General features: G+C 67.8%; 23 protein-coding genes and 1 pseudogene. 8 read left to right on the forward strand and 16 right to left on the reverse strand.

Translation table 11 applies throughout. The features are described 5' to 3' along the window. Positions 1–91 precede the first annotated feature (91 nt). Positions 92–2,380 carry a molybdopterin guanine dinucleotide-containing S/N-oxide reductase gene (locus AC4ELH_RS10835; RefSeq protein WP_498884439.1) on the forward strand — a complete coding sequence of 763 codons (2,289 nt, stop codon included), beginning with the start codon at positions 92–94 and terminating at the stop codon, positions 2,378–2,380. A gap of 108 nt (positions 2,381–2,488) precedes the next feature. Then, a complete protein-coding gene (locus AC4ELH_RS10840) occupies positions 2,489–4,015 on the forward strand; it encodes a PE-PPE domain-containing protein (RefSeq protein WP_448448544.1) in 1,527 nt (508 codons plus the stop codon). Between the two features lie 7 nt (positions 4,016–4,022). Here AC4ELH_RS10840 and hflX read toward each other — a convergent pair whose 3' ends face one another. From hflX to AC4ELH_RS10860, 4 genes are read right to left on the reverse strand one after another with little or no spacing between them, the layout of a single operon-like run. Beyond that, positions 4,023–5,432, reverse strand: coding sequence for a GTPase HflX (gene hflX / locus AC4ELH_RS10845; protein WP_064884414.1), 1,410 nt, complete (start codon positions 5,430–5,432; stop codon positions 4,023–4,025). 45 nt (positions 5,433–5,477) lie between these two features. Then, the gene (gene dapF, locus AC4ELH_RS10850; RefSeq protein ID WP_110777489.1) at positions 5,478–6,356 is read right to left on the reverse strand and encodes a diaminopimelate epimerase; all 879 of its coding nucleotides are present in this window, start codon (positions 6,354–6,356) and stop codon (positions 5,478–5,480) included. A 7-nt stretch (positions 6,357–6,363) separates the two neighbouring features. Then, positions 6,364–7,281, reverse strand: a complete 918-nt coding sequence (gene miaA / locus AC4ELH_RS10855; protein WP_498884441.1) for a tRNA (adenosine(37)-N6)-dimethylallyltransferase MiaA — start codon at positions 7,279–7,281, stop codon at positions 6,364–6,366. After that, positions 7,269–7,955, reverse strand: coding sequence for a class III extradiol ring-cleavage dioxygenase family protein (locus AC4ELH_RS10860; protein ID WP_064884410.1), 687 nt, complete (start codon positions 7,953–7,955; stop codon positions 7,269–7,271). Before AC4ELH_RS10860 ends, miaA begins: the two co-directional genes overlap by 13 nt. Before the next feature lie 227 nt (positions 7,956–8,182). On the opposite strand from AC4ELH_RS10860, the gene AC4ELH_RS10865 reads away from it, so the two are divergent. Further along, positions 8,183–9,538 (forward strand): DUF349 domain-containing protein, encoded by a 1,356-nt coding sequence (locus AC4ELH_RS10865; protein ID WP_064884408.1) that lies wholly within the window; start codon positions 8,183–8,185, stop codon positions 9,536–9,538. A 48-nt stretch (positions 9,539–9,586) separates the two neighbouring features. On the opposite strand, the gene AC4ELH_RS10870 is transcribed toward AC4ELH_RS10865, so the two are convergent. Together AC4ELH_RS10870 and miaB are read right to left on the reverse strand one after the other, a co-directional pair. Next, positions 9,587–10,237, reverse strand: a complete 651-nt coding sequence (locus AC4ELH_RS10870) for an Rv2732c family membrane protein (protein ID WP_064960205.1) — start codon at positions 10,235–10,237, stop codon at positions 9,587–9,589. After that, on the reverse strand, positions 10,225–11,772 hold the full coding sequence (gene miaB / locus AC4ELH_RS10875; protein ID WP_064960267.1) for a tRNA (N6-isopentenyl adenosine(37)-C2)-methylthiotransferase MiaB: 1,548 nt from the start codon (positions 11,770–11,772) through the stop codon (positions 10,225–10,227). The genes AC4ELH_RS10870 and miaB overlap by 13 nt, the downstream gene beginning before the upstream one ends. A 158-nt stretch (positions 11,773–11,930) precedes the next feature. Between miaB and AC4ELH_RS10880 the strand changes: the two genes are divergently transcribed. Genes AC4ELH_RS10880 through AC4ELH_RS10895 form a run of 4 tightly spaced genes read left to right on the forward strand, consistent with a single transcriptional unit; the run spans position 11,931 to position 15,092 of the window. Continuing rightward, the gene (locus AC4ELH_RS10880; protein ID WP_064884497.1) at positions 11,931–12,659 is read left to right on the forward strand and encodes an amino acid ABC transporter ATP-binding protein; all 729 of its coding nucleotides are present in this window, start codon (positions 11,931–11,933) and stop codon (positions 12,657–12,659) included. 24 nt (positions 12,660–12,683) lie between these two features. Beyond that, on the forward strand, positions 12,684–13,493 hold the full coding sequence (locus AC4ELH_RS10885; RefSeq protein ID WP_064884404.1) for a glutamate ABC transporter substrate-binding protein: 810 nt from the start codon (positions 12,684–12,686) through the stop codon (positions 13,491–13,493). Positions 13,494–13,514: 21 nt separating this feature from the next. Next, a complete protein-coding gene (locus AC4ELH_RS10890; protein WP_064884402.1) occupies positions 13,515–14,195 on the forward strand; it encodes an amino acid ABC transporter permease in 681 nt (226 codons plus the stop codon). Then, entirely contained in the window at positions 14,196–15,092 is an 897-nt protein-coding gene (locus tag AC4ELH_RS10895; RefSeq protein ID WP_064960203.1) for an amino acid ABC transporter permease, read from the forward strand. A gap of 27 nt (positions 15,093–15,119) precedes the next feature. On the opposite strand, the gene recX is transcribed toward AC4ELH_RS10895, so the two are convergent. The 5 genes and pseudogenes from recX to AC4ELH_RS10920 all read right to left on the reverse strand — a co-directional run bounded on the left by recX (position 15,120) and on the right by AC4ELH_RS10920 (position 18,501). After that, positions 15,120–15,683 carry a recombination regulator RecX gene (gene recX, locus AC4ELH_RS10900; RefSeq protein WP_064884398.1) on the reverse strand — a complete coding sequence of 188 codons (564 nt, stop codon included), beginning with the start codon at positions 15,681–15,683 and terminating at the stop codon, positions 15,120–15,122. Next, positions 15,667–16,707: pseudogene (gene recA, locus AC4ELH_RS10905) on the reverse strand (recombinase RecA); the annotation flags it as partial. The gene recX and the pseudogene recA, both read right to left, overlap by 17 nt. 153 nt (positions 16,708–16,860) lie before the next feature. Further along, on the reverse strand, positions 16,861–17,064 hold the full coding sequence (locus tag AC4ELH_RS10910; protein ID WP_055113216.1) for a hypothetical protein: 204 nt from the start codon (positions 17,062–17,064) through the stop codon (positions 16,861–16,863). Between the two features lie 60 nt (positions 17,065–17,124). Next, a complete protein-coding gene (locus AC4ELH_RS10915) occupies positions 17,125–17,319 on the reverse strand; it encodes a DUF3046 domain-containing protein (protein ID WP_055113214.1) in 195 nt (64 codons plus the stop codon). A gap of 9 nt (positions 17,320–17,328) precedes the next feature. After that, positions 17,329–18,501: a glycosyltransferase gene (locus tag AC4ELH_RS10920; protein WP_498884446.1), complete on the reverse strand. Its 1,173-nt coding sequence runs from the start codon at positions 18,499–18,501 to the stop codon at positions 17,329–17,331. 41 nt (positions 18,502–18,542) lie between these two features. On the opposite strand from AC4ELH_RS10920, the gene AC4ELH_RS10925 reads away from it, so the two are divergent. Continuing rightward, on the forward strand, positions 18,543–18,977 hold the full coding sequence (locus AC4ELH_RS10925; protein WP_064960201.1) for a limonene-1,2-epoxide hydrolase: 435 nt from the start codon (positions 18,543–18,545) through the stop codon (positions 18,975–18,977). A gap of 7 nt (positions 18,978–18,984) precedes the next feature. Here AC4ELH_RS10925 and pspM read toward each other — a convergent pair whose 3' ends face one another. From pspM to pgsA, 5 genes are all read right to left on the reverse strand, one after another. Further along, positions 18,985–19,803 carry a phage shock envelope stress response protein PspM gene (pspM, locus tag AC4ELH_RS10930; RefSeq protein ID WP_498884448.1) on the reverse strand — a complete coding sequence of 273 codons (819 nt, stop codon included), beginning with the start codon at positions 19,801–19,803 and terminating at the stop codon, positions 18,985–18,987. A gap of 20 nt (positions 19,804–19,823) precedes the next feature. Then, a complete protein-coding gene (gene pspA / locus AC4ELH_RS10935; protein ID WP_064960199.1) occupies positions 19,824–20,639 on the reverse strand; it encodes a phage shock protein PspA in 816 nt (271 codons plus the stop codon). A 228-nt stretch (positions 20,640–20,867) separates the two neighbouring features. After that, positions 20,868–21,209, reverse strand: coding sequence for a transcriptional regulator ClgR (gene clgR / locus AC4ELH_RS10940; protein WP_448448550.1), 342 nt, complete (start codon positions 21,207–21,209; stop codon positions 20,868–20,870). A 91-nt stretch (positions 21,210–21,300) separates the two neighbouring features. Then, on the reverse strand, positions 21,301–21,789 hold the full coding sequence (locus AC4ELH_RS10945; RefSeq protein WP_064884388.1) for a CinA family protein: 489 nt from the start codon (positions 21,787–21,789) through the stop codon (positions 21,301–21,303). Continuing rightward, a complete protein-coding gene (gene pgsA / locus AC4ELH_RS10950) occupies positions 21,767–22,372 on the reverse strand; it encodes a CDP-diacylglycerol--glycerol-3-phosphate 3-phosphatidyltransferase (protein WP_498884451.1) in 606 nt (201 codons plus the stop codon). Before pgsA ends, AC4ELH_RS10945 begins: the two co-directional genes overlap by 23 nt. Between the last annotated feature and the right edge of the window lie 42 nt (positions 22,373–22,414).

Here is a 22,414-nt window from a genome sequence, read left to right on the forward strand (position 1 = left end):
CCGGTACTGGTTACTGATTTGGGGCCAACCTATACCAACCGGGTGGTTGGTCAGCCCTGGGGAGGGTGGGTACCGCCCGTAAACTCTGCTCATGCCCCGGTCCCCCATGAGCCTCGCGCACTGGGGCGCCTTCACCGCGAACGTCGCGGACGGCGACATCGCGGCCGTCACCCCGATGGACGGTGACACCGACCCCTCACCGTTGCTCGGCAACCTCGCGGGCTCGATCCGGCACCGCTCCCGTATCGCCGGGCCCGCAGTGCGACGCGGCTGGCTGCGCGACGGCCCCGGCCCCAGTACAGAACGGGGCGCCGACGACTACGTCGCGGTCTCCTGGGATGAGCTCTCCGACTTGCTGGCCGAGGAGCTGCGCCGGGTCGTCGACACCTACGGCAACGAGGCGATCTACGGCGGCTCCTACGGCTGGGCCAGCGCCGGACGCTTCCACCACGCCCAGAGCCAGGTGCACCGCTTTCTGAAAATGCTCGGCGGCTATACGTCTTCCCGCCATTCCTACAGCCTGGGCGCCACCGGGGTGATCATGCCCCGGGTGGTCGGGACCCATGACGACCTGTTCAAGCGCTCCACCGACTGGGAGGTCATCACCGAGCACACCGATCTGCTGGTGTGCTTCGGCGGTCTCGCACTGAAGAACACCGGCATCAACCACGGTGGCACCACGGCACATCCGGCCCGCGACGCGCTGCGCCGGATGCGTGAGCGCGGCGGGAAGATCGTGTCGCTGAGCCCGCTTCGTGACGACGTCGATGGCGACTGCCGATGGCTGGCCCCGGTCCCCGGCACCGACGTGGCGGTGATGCTCGCGCTGGCCTACGTGCTGGCCACCGAGGGCCTGGCCGATCTCGATTTCCTCGACACGCACTGCAGCGGATACCGGCGGTTCGAGCGCTACCTGCTGGGCCGCGACGACGGTATCGCCAAGAGCCCGCAATGGGCGTCGAGGCTCAGCGGCCTGCCCGCCGGCGAGCTCGTGGACCTCGCCAGGCAGATGGCGGCCTCGCGCACCCTGGTCACCGTCAGCTGGTCGCTGCAGCGGATCCGGCACGGCGAGCAGGCGCCGTGGATGGGCTTGACCCTGGCGGCCATGCTGGGCCAGATCGGTGTGCCCGGAGGAGGTTTCGGGCACGGCTACGGGTCGATGAACGAGCCGGGGTTGCCGCCGCTGCGCTGCGGCCTGCCCGCGCTGCCACAGGGCTTCAACCCGGTGCAGACCTTCATCCCCGTCGCGGCAGTCACCGACATGCTGCTGCACCCCGGACAACCGTTCGATTACAACGGACTGCACCTGACCTACCCCGACATCAGGTGCGTGTACTGGGCCGGCGGCAACCCGTTCCACCATCACCAGAACATTCCGAGGTTGCGCCGGGCCCTGTCCCGGGTGGACACCATCGTGGTGCACGACCCGTACTGGACGGCGATGGCCAAGCATGCCGACGTCGTCGTGCCCTCGACCACCGCCTATGAGCGCGAGGACTACTCGGGGTCACGCAATGATCCGCTGCTGGTCGCCATGCCTGCACTGACCCCGCCGTACGCGGACTCCCGCGACGACTACACCACGTTCTCGGCGCTGGCCGACCGACTCGGGTTCGGTGAGCAGTTCACCGAAGGCCGCACGGCACGGCAGTGGCTGGTTCATATGTACGAAAAGTGGTCAGCGGGTCTGGATTTCGAGGTTCCCGGATTCGACCAGTTCTGGGCTGCGGGTCATCTGCGGTTACCCACCGAACCGGGGTTGACACTGCTGGCCGATTTCCGGGCCGATCCGGTCGGGCACCGACTGGCCACCCCGAGCGGCCGCATCGAGATCTTCTCGCAGACCATCGACGGATTCGGCTACCCCGACTGTGCCGGCCACCCCCGCTGGTACGAGCCGACCGAGTGGCTCGGCGGTGCGCGGGCCGCCCGCTATCCGTTGCATCTGCTGGCCAATCAGCCCGCTACCCGCCTGCACAGCCAACTCGACGGCGGCGCCACCAGTCAGGCATCGAAAGTACAAGGGCGCGAACCGATCCGCATCCACCCCGATGACGCCTCGGCCCGCGGGCTCGCAGACGGTGACGTAGTGCGGGTGTTCAACGACCGCGGGGCGTGTCTGGCCGGGGTGATGATCGACGACCGGTTGCGCCCGTCGGTGGTGCAACTGCCGACCGGAGCGTGGTACGACCCGGCCGAACCGTCAGATCCCGATTCGATGTGCGTGCACGGCAATCCCAACGTCCTCACCGACGATGTCGGGACCTCGTCGCTGGCGCATGGCTGCACCGGCGCGCATGTGCTGGTGCAGGTCGAGAAGTTCGGTGGAGCCCTCCCCCCGGTGCGGGCACATGAGCCTCCGGTGATCCGACGACGCTGAAACCGTTGGGCCGCGACCACTTCGGCCGTTTTCCCGGTGGCAGTTGCGTGCCGGTGCAAAGATCCCTTCAGCGCTGACGGCTTCGTCAGCAGAAGGAGATCCGGGCCGATGCGATTCTCACCCCGTTCTGCTGCCAGGTCACTGCTGGTCGGCGCCGTAGCGGTATCCGGCTCGGTGGTCATCGGCCTGACGCCCGTCGGCACCGCAGCAATCGGTCTGGTGGTCGCGGTGACACCGCTGATCGTCCCGGGTACCGGAACCCCGAACCCGCAGGACTCCAACAATTACCTGGCCAACGCCGTGGACTACTACGTCCAGCCCAGCGGTAGTTGCGGCGCCGAGGATTGTGCGGCGCCGGTGGCCATCCCCTACATCGCCCAGTTCTGGCCCATCCCACTCCCAGGCTGGGGCGGACTGGAGGGTGCCAAATGGAACGTGTCGGTGGCCAGCGGGGTCACCCGGCTGACCAGTGAACTCGTCGGCGCCAACAACCCCAGTGCGGCGCATCCCGTGACGGTCTTCGGCTATTCGCAGGGCGCCACGGTGGCCGGCATCGTCAAGGGGAACCTGGCGGACCTGACCGACGAACAGAAGCAGAATCTGAGCTTCGTCCTGATCGGTAACCCCAACCGCCCTGACGGCGGCCTCTTCGAGAGGCTGGCGATCCTCGGCACCGTCCCGATCCTCGACGCGACGTTCGGTCAACCCACTCCGACGGACACCGGCATCGAGACCTACGACATTGCGCTTCAGTATGACGGTGTCGCCGACGCTCCGTCATGGGTGCTCAATCCGCTCGCCCTGGCGAATGCGCTGGCCGGATTCGAGTACGTGCACGGCTCCTACCTGGACCCCCGAGGCGACGATCCGGCCACCGCAACGCCATACGGCTACACACCCGAACAGGTGCAGGCCGCGATCGAGAACGCGAAAGCGAACTGCAGTGCCGAGACTCACTGCCAGAAGGTCGACGGCAGCGATACGTACTACGTCACCCTGCCGGCGAAGACGCTGCCCATCATGCAGCCGCTGCTCGACCTGGGTGCGGCGACCGGCACGTCCGCCGTGGTGATCCCGCTCGTCGACCTGATCTCCCCGATGGCGCAGACCCTGATCGAAACCGGTTACACCAGAACCGACTACAGCAATCCGACACCGTTCCAGTTGCTGCCCAGGTTCAACCCGGTCAAGTTGGCCACCGACCTGGTGAACGACGTTCCGGAGGGCATCCGGGCCGCGCTCAACCCCGGGCTCGACCCACTGCCCGGATGGACCGATCCGACGCAGTCCGGCGTGACCGTCCGGATCCCGGACACTGCCGACAAGACCGTTGCCGACACCACGAAAGTCGCCGCCATCTCGGATGACCAACCGCTCCGGCGTCTGAGCACGGTCACCGACCCCGACACGGCACCGAGCACGGCCGACGACGCGACGGCCCCGAAGCAGCGTCCCTCATTGCCGAAAGCGCTCGCCACCAAGGGACATCCGGCGCGTGACATGGCCAAGTCGCTCCGAAGCAGCGTGCGCAAGGCCCTCGGTCACGACGGCGCGAAGGACAAGGCCACGGACCGTCCCGAGGCAAAGGGCACCAGCGCAAAGGGCACCAGCAGCAAGAAGAAATCTGCCGCCTGACGCCCGCTCAGAAGGTGGCGAACTCACCCAGGCTCGCGGCCAGTGCCATGGGCACCCGCGCCTTGATGCGGGTGCCGTCGGCAGTGTGCTCGGTGGCGTCCACCCGACCGTCGGCGTGCACCCGCGCGACCAGATCCCCGCGGTCGTAGGGAATCGTCACGTCCACCGTGGCGTCGGTCGGCGGGATCATCTCCGCCATCCGGGCCCGCAACCGGTCCAGCCCCTCGCCGGTGTGCGCCGAAACGAAGACCGCATCGGGCAGGGCGCGGCGCAGCGCGGCCAGTCCGAGATCGGTGGCCGCGTCGATCTTGTTGACCACCAACAGCTCCGGGGGCGGGGCGATGTCGTATTCGACGATCACGTCGTTGACCACCTGCCGGACCGCATTGATCTGCGCCAGCGGATGATCGTCGGACCCGTCCACGACGTGCACCAGCAGGTCGGCATCGACCACCTCTTCGAGCGTGGACCGGAAGGCCTCGACCAACTGGGTGGGCAGGTGCCGGACGAAGCCGACGGTGTCGGTCAGCACGAACGGCCGGCCGTCGTCGAATTCGCCACGCCGCGTGGTGGGTTCGAGTGTGGCGAACAAGGCGTTCTCCACCAGCACACCGGCCCCGGTCAGTGCGTTGAGCAGGCTGGACTTGCCGGCGTTGGTGTAGCCGACGATGGCCACCGAGGCGGCATCCGAGGTCAGCCGCCGGCTGCGCTGGGTATCGCGGATCTTCTTCATGTCGCGAATCTCGCGGCGCAGCTTGGCCATCCGCTCCCGGATACGGCGGCGGTCGGTCTCGATCTTGGTCTCACCGGGCCCGCGGGTTCCCACGCCACCACCGGCACCGCCGGCGCGCCCGCCGGCCTGGCGCGACATCGATTCACCCCAGCCGCGCAGCCGGGGCAGCATGTACTCCATCTGGGCCAGCGACACCTGCGCCTTGCCCTCCCGGCTGGTGGCGTGCTGGGCGAAGATGTCCAGGATCAGCGCGGTCCGGTCGATCACCTTGACCTTGACGACCTTCTCCAGCGAGTTGAGCTGCGCAGGCGAGAGTTCGCCGTCGCAGATCACGGTGTCCGCCCCGGTGGCCAGGACCACCTCGCGCAGTTCGACGGCTTTGCCCGAGCCGATGTAGGTGGACGGGTCGGGCTTGTCGCGGCGCTGGATCAGCCCCTCGAGTACTTCGGACCCGGCGGTCTCGGCGAGTGCCGCCAGCTCGGCCAGGCTGGCATCGGCATCGGCCGCGCTGCCTTCGGTCCACACTCCGACCAGGACCACGCGTTCCAGCCTGAGCTGGCGGTACTCGACCTCGGTGACGTCGGTGAGTTCGGTGGAGAGCCCGGCGACGCGGCGCAGTGAGGCGCGGTCTTCGAGGGCCAGCTCGCCGGTGCTGGGTGTGACGGGATGTTCTGGATGAGTCATATGTACTTACAGGTTGTCACGTGCATCGGGCCGCGCGCATCCCTATTAGGCGTGGGCAGCGTTCCACCACACGTCGGAGAGCTCACCACGGGCCACCAGCACGGAGGGGCCGCGCAGGAAGCTGGTGGACTCGGTGATCGTCACGGTGACCTCGCCCCCGGGGATGCGGACCCGCAACGTCCCGGTATCGGCACCCTGACCGGCCAGGGCCGCCAGCGCGGCCGCGACGGTGCCGGTACCGCAGGAGCGGGTCTCGCCGACACCGCGTTCGTGCACCCGCATCGAGACCGCGCCGTTCACCGGAGCGGTCAGGACCTCGACGTTGACGCCGTCGGGGAACAGCTGCGTGTCGAACGACACCGGTGCGGCCACATCGAGTGCCGCCAACTCGTCCTCGGTCAGCCCGACACAGGCCAGGTGCGGATTGCCCATGTCGACGGCCAGCCCGCTGACCTTGCGACCGCCGACGACGGCGGTGCCGGTGCCGAACTGGTTGGCCTTGCCCATCTCGACCGTGACGTCGGCGGTCGTCGCGTCGACGCTGTGCAACACCACCGGACGGGGACCGGCCAGTGACCCGACCACGAACTCGTCGGCAGATTCCAGTCCGGACGCGCGCAGGTAGTGCGCGAACACCCGTACGCCGTTGCCGCACATCTGCGCGATCGACCCGTCGGCGTTGCGGTAGTCCATGTACCAGTCCGAGGCCGCCACCCCGTCGGGAAGTCGGTCGAACACCCCGGCACCCTGCGCGGCACCCGCAGTCGTCACCCGCAGCACGCCGTCGGCGCCGAGGCCGCGGCGCCGGTCGCACAGTGCGGCGACGGCGTTCGGCGTCAGCGACAGCGCGGCGTCGAGGTCGGGCAGCACCACGAAATCGTTCTGGGTGCCGTGCCCTTTCACAAAACCAACTGCGCCGGAGATCACCTGTTCAGGATACGTGCCGCCACGCCCGCAACGCGTCGTGCACCAGCCCGTCGGCCGCCCCGTCCAACCACACGACCCGATGATCACGCCGGAACCACGAGCGCTGCCGGCGCACATAGCGGCGGGTGCCGATGAACGTCGGCTCCCGCGCGGCCGATCCGTCTCCCCCGGCATCCAGGTCAGCCAACACCTGCGCATAGCCGAGTGCCCGCGCCGCGGTGACCCCGTCGCGCAGGCCGCAACCGATCAGCGTCCGCACCTCGTCCACCAGGCCTTCGTCGAACATCAGGTCGGTGCGTTGTTCCAGGCGCTGATCGAGAACGGCTGTGTCCCAGTCCAATCCGATGATTGCAGTGTCCCAGCGGGGTGTACCGATGCTCGGCGCCGAGGCAGCGAACGGCTGCCCGGTGAGCTCCACGACCTCCAGGGCCCGCACGATCCGCCGGCCATCGGTCGGCAGGATCGACGCACCCGCGGCAGGGTCCACCCGGGTCAGCTCGACGTGCAGGGCGGCCACCCCCACCTCGGCCAGCCGCGCCTCCCACCGCGCCCGCACCGTCGGATCGGTGGCCGGAAACGTCCACTCGTCGAGCAGCGACTGGATGTAGAGCATCGAACCGCCCACGATCACCGGCACTGCGCCGCGGGCCGCGATGGCTTCCACGTCGGCCGCGGCCTCCTGCTGATAGCGGGCCACCGTCGCGGTCTCGGTGACGTCAAGGACATCGAGCTGGTGGTGTGGGATGCCGCGCCGCTCGGCGACCGGCAACTTGGCAGTGCCGATGTCCATGCCGCGGTAGAGCTGCATGGCGTCGGCATTCACGATCTCGCCGCCCACATTCTCGGCCAGCGCGAGCGCCAGCGCCGACTTCCCCGTGCCGGTCGGCCCGATGACCGCGATGGGCCGGGTCACGGCAGCCATTCGCCGACGAAGTAGCCGACGCCGTACGGGGCTCCGCGATAGCGCTCACGGGCCGATCCCGGCTCGGGTTCGGTCAGACCGGCCAGTACCTGGTAGGCAACCCTGCCGAGCACGGTTCCGGGCAGCTCGGCCAGCGCCGAGAGGTCTCCGGTGGCCAGCGCATCGTCGACTTGCTGTTGCACCGGCGCCGAGTCCGGGTCGTGGCCACCGGGTGCCGCCGGGGTGAGCGTGTTCAGGCCATCGGCGACCACGAGGACACCGACGGGATCCGCAGATTCGTCGAGGCGGGCGCGCAGCGCGCGCCCCCGGGCCAGCGCCTCGCCGACCTGCTGTGATGCGGCACAGACGTGCACCTCGATGTCGGCACCGGGTGCCACCTGTCCGCGGATCCACCCCGCGACCAGGGCACACAGCGGCAGCGCCACCGGATCGCCCATCGCGCCGGGGCCGAGAGCCACCGGGACGTCGGCGCCGTAGCCGGCGAAGGTCCCTGCACAGTCCGGCCCGTACACCGCGTCACCGGGGCCGACCCCGACGGCCAGCCAGCGCGGCGGTAGCGAACGCGCTGCGGCGACGACGGCCTCCCGCAGGTCGGCCACCTCGCCCGCAGCCGCACCCACCAGTTCGGGCACCAGGACCGGTGTGGCAGGGACGATCGCGATGGCGCTCAGCACCTCACCAAACTAGTGCGCGGCCCCTTCTGGGGTGCGCGCCGAGGCCCGGTCGGACGCCCAGATCGGCCCGGGTGAGAACACGTCCGTGCGAGTTTGTCAGGGCATTGCGCCTAAAGCCGTGGGCACGGCACAGCACGACCTGCTTCAATAGCGGACAAAGCGACAGCATCAGGCGCCGCGTCGCGCGGCAGATGCGCGGGCAACCGTGCGGAGTACGAGGAGCGGATATGACAACCAGTGAGCCAGGCGGAGCCACCCCCGAGTCGACCTCCGGGCCCACCCCGAAGCCCACGCCCTCGCCCGTTCCGAGGCCCGGACCACCCCGCCCCGTTCCCCGCCCCAGCCGGGTCGCACCCGTGGTTGCCGTGGCGCCGGCCGGCGACCCACACCAATTCGGCCGCGTCGATGACGACGGCACGGTGTGGTTGATCAGCGGATCCGGCGAGCGTGTCATCGGCTCATGGCAGGCCGGCGACACCGAGTCGGCGTACGCGCACTTCGGTCGGCGCTTCGACGATCTGCACACCGAGGTCGCCCTGCTCGAACGCCGGCTGTCGTCAGGCACCGGCGATGCGCGCAAGATCAAATCTGCGGCCGCGGCGTTGGCGGAAAGTCTGCCCACCGCAGCAGTTCTCGGCGATGTCGACGCGCTGAGCGCCCGCCTGTCGGCCATCCTGGAACACGCCGACGAAGCCGCCAAGACCGAGCGGGCCCAGCGCGACGAGCACCGCGCCGCCCAGACCGCACGCAAGGAGGCACTCGCCGCCGAGGCCGAGGATCTGGCAGCCAACTCCACCCAGTGGAAGTCCGCCGGTGACCGCCTGCGCGAGATCCTCGATGAGTGGCGCACCATCACCGGACTGGACCGCAAGCTCGACGACGCCCTGTGGAAGCGCTACTCGTCGGCCCGCGAGACGTTCAACCGTCGTCGCGGCTCGCACTTCGCCGAACTGGACCGCGGCCGGGTAGGCGCCCGTCAGCAGAAGGAGGCGCTGTGCGAGCAGGCCGAGCAGCTGTCCGGCTCGACCGACTGGGGCGCCACCGGTGCCGCGTTCCGCGATCTGCTGACCCAGTGGAAGGCCGCCGGACGCGCCGCCAAGGACGTCGACGACGCGTTGTGGCACCGGTTCAAGGCCGCTCAGGACACGTTCTTCGGGGCCCGTAACGCCGCCCACGCCGAACGTGACGCCGAGTTCAAGGCAAATGCCACCGCCAAGGAAGCGCTGCTGGCCGAGGCCGAGAAGATCGACACGACGGATCTGGATGCCGCCCGCGCCGCACTGCGCACGATCGGCGACAAGTGGGACGCGATCGGCAAGGTTCCCCGCGAGCGGGCCGCCGATCTGGAACGCCGCCTGCGTGCCGTCGAGAAGAAGGTCCGAGACGCCCCGGCCGGTGGTGTGGACCCCGAGGCGCAGGCCCGTGCCGACCAGTTCCGTGCCCGTGCCGAACAGTTCGAGAAGCAGGCCGAGAAGGCGGAGGCCGCCGGACGGGCCAAGGATGCAGCCGAGGCCAGGGCGAGCGCCGAACAGTGGCGTCAGTGGGCTGACGCCGCGGCCGCCACGCTCGGAGAGCGCAGGTAACACCACGCTCGGAGAGCGTTTACAGCTCCCAGGCTTTTCTGAGCGCAGCTAGGCCTGGTCGGGCTGATCCGGCTTGTCACCGGAGGTGTCGGGCTTCGCGACGTCGGTTTTGGTCACGTCGGTCTTGCTGTCACCGGGCATGGGGATGCCGAGCACGCCGTGCTGCTGATGCTTCGCGGCTTCGCGGCGCCGGTCCTCTTCTGCCGCCAGCTGCAGCGCGGTGCGCGACCACACCACGCGAGCCCAGTGGAAGGTCAGGACGATCACGGCCAGCCACCCGATGATCAGCCCGATTCCGGGACCGGGATGGCCCGCCGCGGTCTGACGCGACCACACCGCAAGCATCCCGAGCGCGCTGGCCACCGCAGAACCGGCCAGGGCCGTCCAGGCCAGCGCCCAGCGGCGGGTGATCAGCGCCAGGGTGGAGAAGCCGACCGAGAACACCAGCGCCAACCAGGTGAACACCCGCGACGGCAGTGAGATGCCGTCGCTTACGGCCGTGGCGTCACCGACCAGGACATCGAACCCCTTGGTGGTGCCGGTGTGCGGCAGCACGAACGACAGCAGCACCACGAACACCAGGATGGCCACGACCATCGCACGCGGCCCCGTGTCGAATTCGCGGGTGACCTTGCGCTCGACGGCCGCCAGGTCGTCCTTGAACCGGTCGAAGTCGCTTTCGTTGCTCAACAGCCACATCCTCCTGATGACGGCGAGGTTTCCGGCGCACCGATCCGCGGCAGCCCGAGGCCGACGCCGGTCCGCGGGCGCCGCCCCGCCTCGTGGGCGTCGCCGGCGAGGGTACGGCGATGGGTGACCAACGGGGCGTCGGCGATCAGATGGTGCGGCGCGGCACCGGTCACGGTGGTGGTGACGATGTCACCAGGTCGGATCCGCTCCACGTCGCCGCCAGGGCTGAAATGCACCAGTCTGCCGTCGCGGGCCCGGCCCGACATGCGGGCGGTGCTGGCGTCCTTTCGGCCCTCGCCCGTGGCGACCAGCAGTTCCACCGCCCGCCCGATCTGGGCCTGGTTCTCCTCCAGAGAAATTCGCTCCTGCAGCTCGATCAGCCGCTGATAGCGTTCGGTGACAACGGCTTTCGGCAACTGGTCGGGCATGTCGGCGGCGGGGGTACCGGGCCGGATGGAGTACTGGAAGGTGAACGCAGTCGAGAAACGCGACCGCTCGACGACATCGAGGGTGGCCTGGAAATCTTCCTCGGTCTCGCCGGGGAAGCCGACGATCAGGTCGGTGGTGATGGCCGCGTCCGGGATCGCGGCACGCACCTTGTCGATGATGCCCAGGTAGCGGTCGGCCCGGTACGAGCGGCGCATCGCCTTGAGGATCCGGTCCGAACCGGACTGCAGCGGCATGTGCAGTGTCGGGCAGACGTTGGGGGTCTGCGCCATCGCCTCGATCACGTCGTCGGTGAACTCGGCGGGGTGGGGTGAGGTGAACCGCACCCGCTCCAGCCCCTCCACGTCGCCGCAGGCGCGGAGCAGCTTGGCGAACGCACTGCGGTCGCGCGGAACATCGGGGTCGGCAAACGACACACCGTAGGCGTTGACGTTCTGGCCCAGCAGGGTGACCTCGAGCACGCCTTGGGAAGCCAGGGTCTGCACCTCGGCCAGGATGTCCCCGGGACGGCGGTCGACCTCTTTGCCGCGCAGCGACGGCACGATGCAGAACGTGCAGGTGTTGTTGCAGCCCACCGAGATCGACACCCACGCCGCATAGGCCGACTCGCGCGTGGCGGGCAGGGTGGACGGAAACTCCTGCAGCGCTTCGACGATCTCGACCTGGGCGGCGCGGTTGTGGCGGGCCCGCTCCAGCAGTGTGGGCAGGGACCCGATGTTGTGGGTGCCGAAGACCACATCGACCCAGGGGGCGCGGCGCAGTACCGACTCGCGGTCCTTCTGGGCCAGGCATCCGCCGACGGCGATCTGCATGTTCGGATCGGCCTGCTTGCGCGGGGCCAGATGACTGAGATTGCCGTAGAGCTTGTTGTCGGCGTTCTCGCGCACCGCACAGGTGTTGAACACGACGATGTCGGCGTCGGCGCCGTCGGGGGCCCTACGGTATCCGGCGTCCTCCAGCAGGCCGGACAGCCGCTCGGAGTCGTGCACGTTCATCTGACAGCCGTAGGTGCGGACCTGATAGGTGCGTTCGGAGCCGGGCTGTGTCGTCGACTCCTCGCGCGGGCGCTCGTCGCGCGCCGCGTCCCGGTTCACCATCGTCGTCACGGCCTCAATGGTACGGAGCCACCCGAAACGTCAACGCGGCGGATTGACGAGATCCGGGCAGGCCGGGCGTTCCCTGGGTAAGGTCACCTGCCATGGGTAGCCCCGGCGAGCAGCCGCAGGTCGACGACGCGGCGCCACCAGGTGTGCCGATGATCTCACTTCAGGGAGTCAACAAGCACTTCGGACCCTTGCACGTACTCAACGACATCAACCTCGATGTGGGGCGCGGCGAGGTCGTCGTGGTCCTCGGACCGTCGGGCTCGGGTAAATCCACGTTGTGCCGCACCATCAATCGGCTGGAGACCATCGACTCGGGCAGCATCGCGGTCGATGGTCAGGAGCTACCCGCCGAGGGTCGCAAACTGGCTCAGCTGCGGTCGGATGTCGGCATGGTGTTCCAGTCCTTCAACCTGTTCGCGCACAAGACGATCCTGGAGAACGTCATGCTCGCCCCGGTGAAGGTGCGACGCAAGCCCAAGGCACAGGCCAGGGAGGCCGCCATGGCCCTGTTGGACCGGGTCGGAGTGGCCAACCAGGCCGACAAATACCCGGCCCAGCTGTCCGGCGGTCAGCAGCAACGCGTGGCCATCGCACGATCGTTGGCGATGAAACCCAAGGTGATGCTCTTCGACGAGCCGACCAGCGCCCTGGACCCCGAGATGATCAACGAGGTCCTGGCCGTGATGACGTCGCTGGCCGGCGAGGGCATGACGATGGTGGTGGTCACCCACGAGATGGGCTTCGCCCGCCGGGCATCCGATCGCGTGGTGTTCATGGCCGATGGCGCCATCGTCGAGGACGCGCCACCGGCCGAGTTCTTCGACAACCCGAAATCCGACCGCGCCAAAGATTTTCTCGGCAAGATCCTTCATCACTGACGCTCCGCCGAAAGGAACCCGAACATGCCCTCCGTGCCGTTCAAGTTGGTCGGTACCCTCGCGCTCGCGATCGCACTCCCCTTCGCCGCGACCGCATGTGGCGGTGGTGGCGACTCCAGCAAGATCGTCATCGGCACCAAGTACGACCAACCCGGCCTCGGCCAGAAGAAGCCTGACGGCACCATGTCCGGGTTCGACGTCGATGTGGCCAAATACGTGGCCAACGAACTCGGTTATCCCGAGGACAAGATCGAGTGGAAGGAAGCGCCCTCGCCGCAGCGCGAGACGCTGATCCAGAACGGTCAGGTCGAATACATCGTCGGGACCTACTCGATCAGCCCGGCGCGTCAGGAGAAGGTGGCGTTCGCCGGGCCCTACCTGGTCACCGGGCAGAGCCTGCTGGTCCGCGCCGACGAGAACGCCATCACCGGAGCGGAGTCCCTGGCGAACAACCAGAAGGTGTGCTCGGTATCCGGTTCGACACCGGCTCAGCGGATCAAGGAGAAGTATCCGGACGTTCAACTGCAGCTGTACGACACCTACACCCTGTGCATCGACGCCCTCAGGAACCGTGGAGTCGACGCCGTGACCACCGATGAGGTGATCCTGGCCGGCTACGCCGCGCAGACTCCAGGGGAATTCAAGATCGTCGGTAAGCCATTCTCCGAGGAGCGCTACGGCATCGGCCTCAAGAAGGACGACACCGAACTGCGCGGCAAGATCAACGATGCGATCGAGAAGATGATCAACAGCGGAGCGTGGAAAGAAGCGTTCGACAAGAACCTCGGGCCGGCCGGCATCCAGGCGCCGACACCGCCGACCGTCGACCGCTGAGTCGGAGGAAGCAACTCCCCCGTGGAGATATTCACCGAGTACCGCGACCAGATCTTCGCGGCATTCTGGATCACCATCCGGCTGACGATGTACTCCGCCGTCGGCGCATTGATCCTGGGCACGTTGTTGGCGGCGATGCGACTGGCACCGGTGCCGGTGCTGAACTGGCTCGGCGCCATCTATGTGAACATCGTCCGTAACACTCCCCTGACGCTGATCATCATCTTCTGCTCACTCGGGGTGGGGCAGACGCTGCGGATCACGCTGGCCGCGGCGGACTCGCCGACGTTCATCGTGGACAGCAGTTTCCGCCTGGCCGTACTCGGGTTGACGATCTACACCGCATCTTTCGTGTGTGAGACGGTGCGGGCCGGGGTCAACACCGTGCCAATCGGCCAGGCCGAGGCGGCCCGCTCACTCGGTCTGTCGTTCGGACAGAACCTGCGGTTGATCCTGCTACCACAGGCTTTTCGCGCGGTGATCCTGCCGTTGGGTTCAGTGCTGATCGCCCTGACCAAGAACACCACCATCGCCTCGGCCATCGGCGTCGTCGAGGCGGCGTGGTTGATGAAGACGATGACGGAGAACACCGCCGCACTGCTTACCGTCGGCATCATCTTCGCCGCCGGATTCGTCATCCTGACATTGCCGTTGGGTCTGCTGTTCGGTTGGCTCGGCAAGAGATTGGCGGTGCAGCGCTAGATGTCCAGCGCTTCGGTTCTCTTCGATGTTCCCGGCCCCCGGGCCCGGGTGCGGAACATCATCGTGGCGATCCTGGCCATTGCGGTGACCGCCGTCATCATCGGCGTCGTGCTGTGGCGCTTCAACGAGAAGGGTCAACTCGACTGGGACAAGTGGCAACCGTTCCTGACGGCCGATCTGTGGCGGACCTACTTGCTGCCCGGCCTCCAGGGCACGCTGACCGCGGCCGCCCTGTCGATCGTGCTGGCACTCGCACTGGGCCTCTTGCTCGGTGTCGGACGGATGACGCCGGTGGCGTTCATCCGTTGGCCCTGTGCGGTGTTCGTCGAGTTCTTCCGCGCCGTACCGGTGCTGATCATGATGATCTTCAGCTTCGCGGCGTATGGGCTCCTCGACAGCATGCCGTCGAAGTATCAGGCGCTGGCCGGCGTGGTCACCGGCCTGACCCTCTACAACGGCGCGGTGATCGCCGAGATCATCCGGGCGGGAGTCAACTCTCTGCCACGGGGTCAGGTCGAGGCTGCGGCGTCACTCGGTCTGCGCTGGGGTTCGACGATGCGGCTCATCCAGCTGCCGCAGGCCATCACCTCGATGCTGCCGGTTCTGATCTCCCAGATGGTGGTGATCCTCAAGGACACGGCGATCGGCTACCAGATCACCTTCCTGGAGGTGGTGCGCCAGACCACCAACCTCGGTTCGACCTACCGCAACTATCTACCCGCGCTCATGGTCGTGGCACTGCTGTTGATCACGATCAACTTCGCACTGTCCTCATTCGCCACCTGGCTGGAACGGCGAATGCGTCGTTCCAGCCGTGGGCCCGCGCCGCTGGAACCAGAGGCCGTCGAACAGGAAGGCGCACCGGGAGCGCAGGTGCTGCACACTCAACGGGACTGACCCGCGTATAGCGACACAATGCGGCCGCTACACCCGGCGCCGTTCCCGTTCGCCGGCCAGTTCGACGCTGACAACGTCGAAGGCCATCGACTGGTTGTAGCCGCGACGGGCCAACATGCCGACGAGCCGACGCGTCACCTTCACGTCGCCGTCGTCGTCATCGAGCCGCTCGCGACGCAACTTGTCCCGAACCAGCTGCTCGGCCCGTTGTCGCTCGGCAGCCGGATCCAGGTCTGCCAGCGCGGCGTCGATGACCTCTTTGTCCACGCCCTTCTTGCGAAGCTCAACAGCCAAGGCGCGCTTGCCTTTTCCTGAATTGGCGTGCCGGGACCGCACCCACTGTTCGGCGAAGTCCTCGTCATCGATCAGCCCGACCTCGGTCAACCTGTTCAGCACCTTGGTGCTGAGGTCTTCCTCGTAACCCCGTTTGGTGAGCTGTTCGATCAGTTCGGAGCGGGTGCGGGCCCGCACAGTGAGCAGACGCAGACAGACATTCTTTGCCTGCTCCTCACGTTTGCGAGGATCCTGCGTCTGCTCCCCGTCGGGCGTACCCGACGACTCAGAAGTCAACCGGGGCGGGAAGGACGTCATCAGCCTTTGCCTCGGCGGTCACGACAGCGCCGATACCGAGCTTTTCCTTGATCTTCTTCTCGATCTCGTTGGCGACGTCGACGTTCTCCAACATGAACTTGCGGGCATTCTCCTTGCCCTGCCCCAACTGCTCACCCTCATAGGTGAACCAGGAGCCGGACTTGCGGATGAAGCCGTGCTCGACACCCATGTCGATGAGCGAGCCCTCGCGGCTGATGCCGTGGCCGTACAGGATGTCGAACTCGGCCTGCTTGAACGGCGGCGAGACCTTGTTCTTGACGACCTTGACGCGGGTCCGGTTACCGACCGCGTCGGTGCCGTCCTTGAGCGTCTCGATACGCCGGACGTCGAGACGGACCGAGGCGTAGAACTTCAGAGCCTTACCGCCCGTGGTGGTTTCGGGCGAGCCGAACATCACGCCGATCTTCTCGCGGAGCTGGTTGATGAAGATCGCGGTGGTGCCCGAGTTGTTCAGCGCACCGGTCATCTTGCGCAGCGCCTGGCTCATCAGGCGGGCCTGCAGACCGACGTGGCTGTCACCCATCTCACCCTCGATCTCGGCGCGGGGCACCAGCGCGGCCACCGAGTCGATCACCAAGATGTCCAGCGCGCCCGAGCGCACCAGCATGTCGGCGATCTCCAGTGCCTGCTCACCCGTGTCGGGCTGGCTGACCAGCAGCGAATCGGTGTCCACACCGAGCTTCTTGGCGTACTCGGGATCCAGGGCGTGCTCAGCGTCGATGAACGCCGCGATACCGCCGGCAGCCTGGGCGTTGGCCACCGCGTGCAACGCCACAGTGGTCTTACCCGAGGATTCCGGGCCGTAGATCTCGACCACGCGGCCGCGAGGCAGGCCACCGATACCGAGCGCGACGTCCAGGGAAATCGAACCGGTGGGGATCACCGAGATGGGCTGGCGCACCTCCTCGCCGAGGCGCATCACCGAGCCTTTACCGAAGTTCTTGTCGATCTGGGCCATCGCCAGTTCGAGCGCTTTTTCGCGATCAGGGGCCTGTTGCGCCATGATGGTGCCTCTCCGAGTAGTCGTGTTGACCGGTGTTCCGATCGGTTGGCGGTGACGTTAGAACAGGCCACCGACAAGTCGGCTCAGTCGGACTGCACCCAGACTAGACGAACATCTGTTCGATTCAAGGAGACACGCCGGAGATGATCTCCGTCAGCGACGCCAGTTCGGAAAATTGTCGAGATCCCGCAGCGTCATGACGAACCCGACCGCGCCGACGGCGATGGCCAGGAAGTATCCGAGGGCCGCCGGCCATCCGGCCAGCGTCGACGCGACCAACCAACACAGCAGTACCGCTGCGATCACCAGCAGAACACCGTAAAGAGGTGTCCGCATCGGGTGGTCACCAAGGCCCATGACTCCGGTATACGCCGAATCGGCGGCCGGGAAAAGACCCGTCGGCTCACCGGTGGCTGTTCACCACTGCTCGCGCGGGACGTCGAAGTCCGCACACAACGCCCGCCACACGCTGCGCGGCTCCACCCCGTCCTCGATGGCCTGCGCGGCAGTGCGGCCGTCGAGGGCCGCCAGCACATGGTCGACGAGCAGCGAACGACCCCGCATCGCGCCGAATTGGCCGTCCACGAGCTCATGGAATTCCGTCAACCGCACGGGCCCAACCTACCGAGTGCCTGCCAGCGCGTCATGGCACACCCGTACCGGATCTGCCACCTCGGCGATCGAGGCGCCGGCGCGCACAGCGGCCGCACGGTAGGACGATGCCCCGAGCACGGTGTCGACCGCCGCGGTGAGCGCCTCCCCGGAAAGGGGCCGCACCAGCTGCGCACTGCCTTGACGCACAACGCGATTGGCGATCTCCCACTGATCACCGCCCCCCGGCACCACCACCATCGGCACACCTGCCAGCAGCGCCTTGGACACCAGGCCGTGCCCGCCACCGCAGATCACCAGATCGGCGTGCGACAGCAGCTCGTCCTGACGGCCGAGCCCCACCGCCGCCCACGGCGGCACCTCCACGGCGGCCCCGCCGAGCCGCGACACCACCACGCGGGCCCCCTCGGGCAGTGTCTGCCCCGGGCGCAGCGACTCCAGCACCAGTTCGGCCATCCCCTGCGTCCCGGTGGTCGCGGTAGAGGGCGCCACCATCACCACCGGACCCGAGCCCGGCGGCACGGTCAGCACCGCCTCGGTCGGTTCGAAGTGCAGCGGACCGACCACCACGGCCTCGGCCGGCCAGTCCGGGCGCGGCACCTCCAGTGCCGGCAGGGTGGCGATCAAGCGACGCAACGGGCCGGGGTCGTCCGCGGGCAGGCCGATCGCGGCGCGTACTCCGGCCCGGTCGGCCAGTCCCGCCCGCACGGATCGCGCGGTCAGGGCTCGCATGACCGTGTCGCGCAGGCGTCCCCGGATGCCGACGCCCGGGGCCAGCCCGCTGCCGAGCGGTGGCAAGCCCTTCGACGGCAGGTACAGCGGATGTGGGTTGAGCTCCACCCACGGCAACCCGAGCAGCTCGGCAGCCAGCCCGCCGCAGGCGGTGATCACGTCGGAAACCACGAGATCCGGTTGCAGCTCCTCCAGCACGGGCACGTTGAGCTGCGCCATCCGCCCGGCGCGCTGATGGATCTTGGCCCCAGCGTCGGCGTCGTCGTCCCCATCGGTCGCATCGAGACCGACGAGTTCTCGTGCGTCGACGCCGGCAGCCCGCGCGGTGTCGAGCCACTCCACCCCGGTCAGCAGCGTCGGGGTATCCCCCGCGGCGAGGAACTTCAGGCACAACGCAAGGGCCGGGAAGGCATGTCCGGGATCGGGCCCGGCGACCACCGCTACGCGCACCGGCCTACCTTGCCACAGGCATCCCCCACTAGGCTTCGGGCATGTCTGACCAATCCACCACCGCAGCGGCGACCCAGACCGGCACGGTCGAAACGTTCCTCAACGCGCTGCAGGAGCAGGACTTCGACACCGCCGAGAACGCACTGGCACAGAACCTCGTCTACCAGAACGTCGGGCTCCCGACCATCTACGGGCGCCAACGTGCGATGAAGCTGTTCCGCTCGATGCAGGGCAAGGCCGGCTTCGAGGTGAAGATCCACCGGATCGCCGCCGACGGCGCCGCGGTCCTGACCGAGCGCACCGACGCCCTGGTCTTCGGGCCGCTGCGCCTGCAGTTCTGGGTCTGCGGCGTGTTCGAGGTGCACGAAGGCCGAATCACGCTGTGGCGGGACTACTTCGACTTCCTTGACATGTTCAAGGCGACGCTGCGCGGCCTCGTCGGTGTGGTCGTGCCGTCGCTGCGCACGTCGCTGTAACAGCGCGTCAGGCGCGGCGCAGCTGACCGAGTTCGTCGAACGCCTGCGCCCACCCGACCAGACGATCGGTGGCGCCGGTCAACTCGTTGCGGTAGCGCTGCTGCGACAACGGCGACGCCGCACTCTGACCGCCGTTCACCGTCGATACGAGTTGCGCTGCGGCAGTGACCATCTCGTTGTACTGCCGCACGCCTTGGCCGAGCTGCGCGGTGAACGCGTTGATGGTGGGCACCAGATGCTGGCGCGACTGCGGGGCATTGCTGATGGCCCGCTCCATCGACACCACCTCGGTGGCGGTAGCTGCCATGGTCCGCGCAGTGTGGTTGGCCACCGCGGTCAGTTCCCGCAATTCGTCGGCCGGAAGCATCCGACCGCGTTCAAGTACACCGAGTAGCGAGAACATGCCGCGCTCGGAGGCCACCAGCGCCGCCATGGGTTGACGGGCCGCGGAACCCCACGGCGGCAACCGACGTCCGGAGACCGGCCGCTGCGCCGGCAGCGGTTCCGCGCGCAGCCAGCGGTAACGCAGCCAGAACAGCGTCGCGGGGAATGCCGCACCGGCCGCGATGGCGCCGGTGATGATCAGGCCCCAGACCGGTGTGCTCCACGATGCCAGCAGCGCCGTGGCGAGCACCCAGAACCCGGTGGCCAGGGTGAAGAACACCCCGAAGCGCAGCGCCCACCGCCGCTTGCGCAACAGCTTTGCGCGCGGATCGGCGGCGGCGCTGAGCTTCTCGGTCAGGGCCCCGGACAGGTCTGCCGCGGTGTCGATACCCCGTTGCACCAACGATTTCCAGGCGTCGGGTCGACCGGTCTTGATAGCCATGATCTAGAACACTCGAATCTCTACTGGCCGAGCGGATTCTCGGGGGTGGCAGGAGTCTGGTTGGCTGCCGGAGTGGCCGGGGTGGACGGGGTGGCTCCGCCGCTGGGCAGTGCGTCGCCGCGCATCGACGCCCGGATCTGCTCGAGCCGGGAATGGCCGGCCATCTGGACGCTGGCCTGCTGCACCTCCATCATGCGGCCCTGCACCGAGTTCTGCGCCAGCTCGGCCTGGCCGATGGCGTTGGCGTAGCGGCGCTCGATCTTGTCGCGAACCTCGTCGAGGCTCGGGGTGTTGCCCGGTGCGGCGACCTCGCTCATGGAGCGGAGCGAGGCACTGACCTGCTCCTGCATCTTTGCCTGCTCGAGCTGGGACAGCAGCTTGGTGCGCTCGGCGATCTTCTGCTGCAGCATCATCGCGTTCTGCTCGACGGCCTTCTTGGCCTGCGCGGCGGCCTGCAGGGCCTGATCGTGCAGACCCTTGAGGTCCTCGACGCTCTGCTCTCCGGTGACGAGCTGGGCGGCGAACGCCTCGGCGGCGTTGTTGTACTCGGTGGCCTTGGCCGCGTCGCCGGCAGCGGTGGCCTGATCGGCCAGCGTCAGCGCCTGGCGGACGTTGACCTGCAGCTTCTCGATGTCGGCGAGCTGCCGGCTGAGTCGCATCTCGAGCTGGCGCTGGTTGCCGATGACCTGGGCGGCCTGCTGGGTCAGGGCCTGGTGTTGCCGCTGCGCGTCCTCGATGGCCTGCTGGATCTGCACCTTCGGGTCGGCATATTCGTCGACCTTGGAGCTGAACAGCGCCATCAGGTACTTCCATGCCTTGACGAACGGATTGGCCATGGGTTCGTTCCGCCTTATCTGTCGGGCTTGTCTGTCAGGCTTGCCCAGCAAGCCGGTGCTCGGGTCCTACTGCTCTTCAGGTTGCCGCAATTCCTCTGATGCCAACTTATCGGTTCTGGACAGGCAGCCACAGTCCCGTCGACTGTTCGCATGGGTGTTTTGCGAAAATTCGTACCCGCACACGAACAGCGCGATCAATCCGGCATCGGCGGTGGCGTCAGGCCCAAGTCACGCGACGGCCATCGACACGACCTGCGGAATGACCACCTTGGTCGACGCATCGATGTGGGCGACGTTGGCAGCGACATCGGGACGGGCGGCTGTGGAGGCGTGTTCACGCTCGGCCATGCTCTCGCCGGCATCGGTGAGCACCCGCGACAGCGGGACGTCCAGCGCGTCGCAGATGGCGCTGAGCAGTTCGCTGGAGGCCTCCTTGCGGCCCCGCTCGACTTCGGAGAGGTACCCGAGGCTGACCCGGGCCGTGTCGGACACTTGACGTAACGTCCGACCCTGTTCGGTGCGGGCGTTACGCAGCACGTCGCCAATCACCTCACGCAGCAATGCCGTCATCGTGCCCTCCTTCGCCTGGCGGTCGCAGGTCCGCTGACTGACCAACGCAGCGGACCACCGCATGGTTCCCGCAGTCCGGTGCAGATCTGGGTTACTGGTTCTCGACCAGGAAACGCAGCCGGGCGATCGCCTCGTCGACGGCGGCGCGGCGGATGTCCCAGCGCGAGCCGGACAGGGCCAACTCGACGACGTCGGTGTCGACCGGGCCGGCGAGGCCGATGAACACGGTGCCCACCGGGTGTCCGCCGTGCGGTTCCGGCCCGGCCACGCCGGTCAGGCCGACGCCCCAGGTGGCCGCGCACCGCTGCCGGGCGCCGACCGCCAGCGCCCGCGCGGTGGGCGCAGCGACGGGGCCGACCGCGTCGAGCACCTGGGGGGCCACGCCGGCCAACCAGATCTTGGTGTCCTCGTTGTAGGTGATCAGTCCGCCCTGTAGCACCGCACTGGCCCCTGTCACGCCTGCGAGCGTCGCGGCCAGCAGGCCGCCGGTCAGCGACTCGGCGGTGGCCACGCTCTGTGAGCGCACCGTCAGGTCGGCGACCAGTGCCCTGGCGTCGTCAGTGAGCAGCGGATCGTCCACGTGAATCCCTGATCGCAGAGAGGACGTAATCGGCGCCGGTGAGCACGGTCAGCACCACGGCGGCCCACATGATCACCCAGGCCACATCGAGCCAGATGTCGGGCCACGAATGCAGCGGAAGCACGAACAACCCGATGGCCACGGCCTGCACCAGTGTCTTGAGCTTGCCGCCACGGCTGGCCGGGATGACTCCGTGACGCAGCACGGCGAACCGCAGCACCGTGATTCCGATCTCACGGGTCAGTACCACCACGGTGATCCACCAGGGCAGGTCGTGCAGCATCGAGAGTCCGATCAGCGCCGCGCCGATCAGCGCCTTGTCGGCGATCGGATCGGCCAGGGTGCCGAACTCGGTGATCATGCCGCAGCTGCGGGCCAACGCACCATCGAGATGGTCGGTGATCACCGCGACCGCGAACACCGCGAAAGCGGCGATCCGCCAGCCGGATTCATGACCGTCGCCGACGAACAGAAATACGAGGAAGACCGGAACCAGCACCATTCGTACACCGGTGAGCACGTTGGCGAGGTTGGCCACGCGCGCACGCGGGACCACCGGATCGGTAGAAGGTTGGCCCGGCACCGCAACAGAATATCGGTTGCCGTAACGGATACTCTTGCGCCT

The sequence above is a fragment of the Mycobacterium shunyiense genome (assembly GCF_058270075.1).

Coding starts and splice junctions, on each gene's coding strand:
- AC4ELH_RS10835 (WP_498884439.1), top strand. CDS start 92: ATGCCCCGGTCCCCCATGAGCCTCGCGCACTGGGGCGCCTTCACCGCG.
- AC4ELH_RS10840 (WP_448448544.1), top strand. CDS start 2,489: ATGCGATTCTCACCCCGTTCTGCTGCCAGGTCACTGCTGGTCGGCGCC.
- hflX (WP_064884414.1), bottom strand. CDS start 5,432: ATGACTCATCCAGAACATCCCGTCACACCCAGCACCGGCGAGCTGGCC.
- miaA (WP_498884441.1), bottom strand. CDS start 7,281: ATGGCTGCCGTGACCCGGCCCATCGCGGTCATCGGGCCGACCGGCACG.
- AC4ELH_RS10865 (WP_064884408.1), top strand. CDS start 8,183: ATGACAACCAGTGAGCCAGGCGGAGCCACCCCCGAGTCGACCTCCGGG.
- AC4ELH_RS10870 (WP_064960205.1), bottom strand. CDS start 10,237: ATGTGGCTGTTGAGCAACGAAAGCGACTTCGACCGGTTCAAGGACGAC.
- miaB (WP_064960267.1), bottom strand. CDS start 11,772: ATGGTGAACCGGGACGCGGCGCGCGACGAGCGCCCGCGCGAGGAGTCG.
- AC4ELH_RS10880 (WP_064884497.1), top strand. CDS start 11,931: ATGATCTCACTTCAGGGAGTCAACAAGCACTTCGGACCCTTGCACGTA.
- AC4ELH_RS10885 (WP_064884404.1), top strand. CDS start 12,684: ATGCCCTCCGTGCCGTTCAAGTTGGTCGGTACCCTCGCGCTCGCGATC.
- AC4ELH_RS10895 (WP_064960203.1), top strand. CDS start 14,196: ATGTCCAGCGCTTCGGTTCTCTTCGATGTTCCCGGCCCCCGGGCCCGG.
- recX (WP_064884398.1), bottom strand. CDS start 15,683: ATGACGTCCTTCCCGCCCCGGTTGACTTCTGAGTCGTCGGGTACGCCC.
- AC4ELH_RS10910 (WP_055113216.1), bottom strand. CDS start 17,064: ATGGGCCTTGGTGACCACCCGATGCGGACACCTCTTTACGGTGTTCTG.
- AC4ELH_RS10925 (WP_064960201.1), top strand. CDS start 18,543: ATGTCTGACCAATCCACCACCGCAGCGGCGACCCAGACCGGCACGGTC.
- pspM (WP_498884448.1), bottom strand. CDS start 19,803: ATGGCTATCAAGACCGGTCGACCCGACGCCTGGAAATCGTTGGTGCAA.
- pspA (WP_064960199.1), bottom strand. CDS start 20,639: ATGGCCAATCCGTTCGTCAAGGCATGGAAGTACCTGATGGCGCTGTTC.
- clgR (WP_448448550.1), bottom strand. CDS start 21,209: ATGACGGCATTGCTGCGTGAGGTGATTGGCGACGTGCTGCGTAACGCC.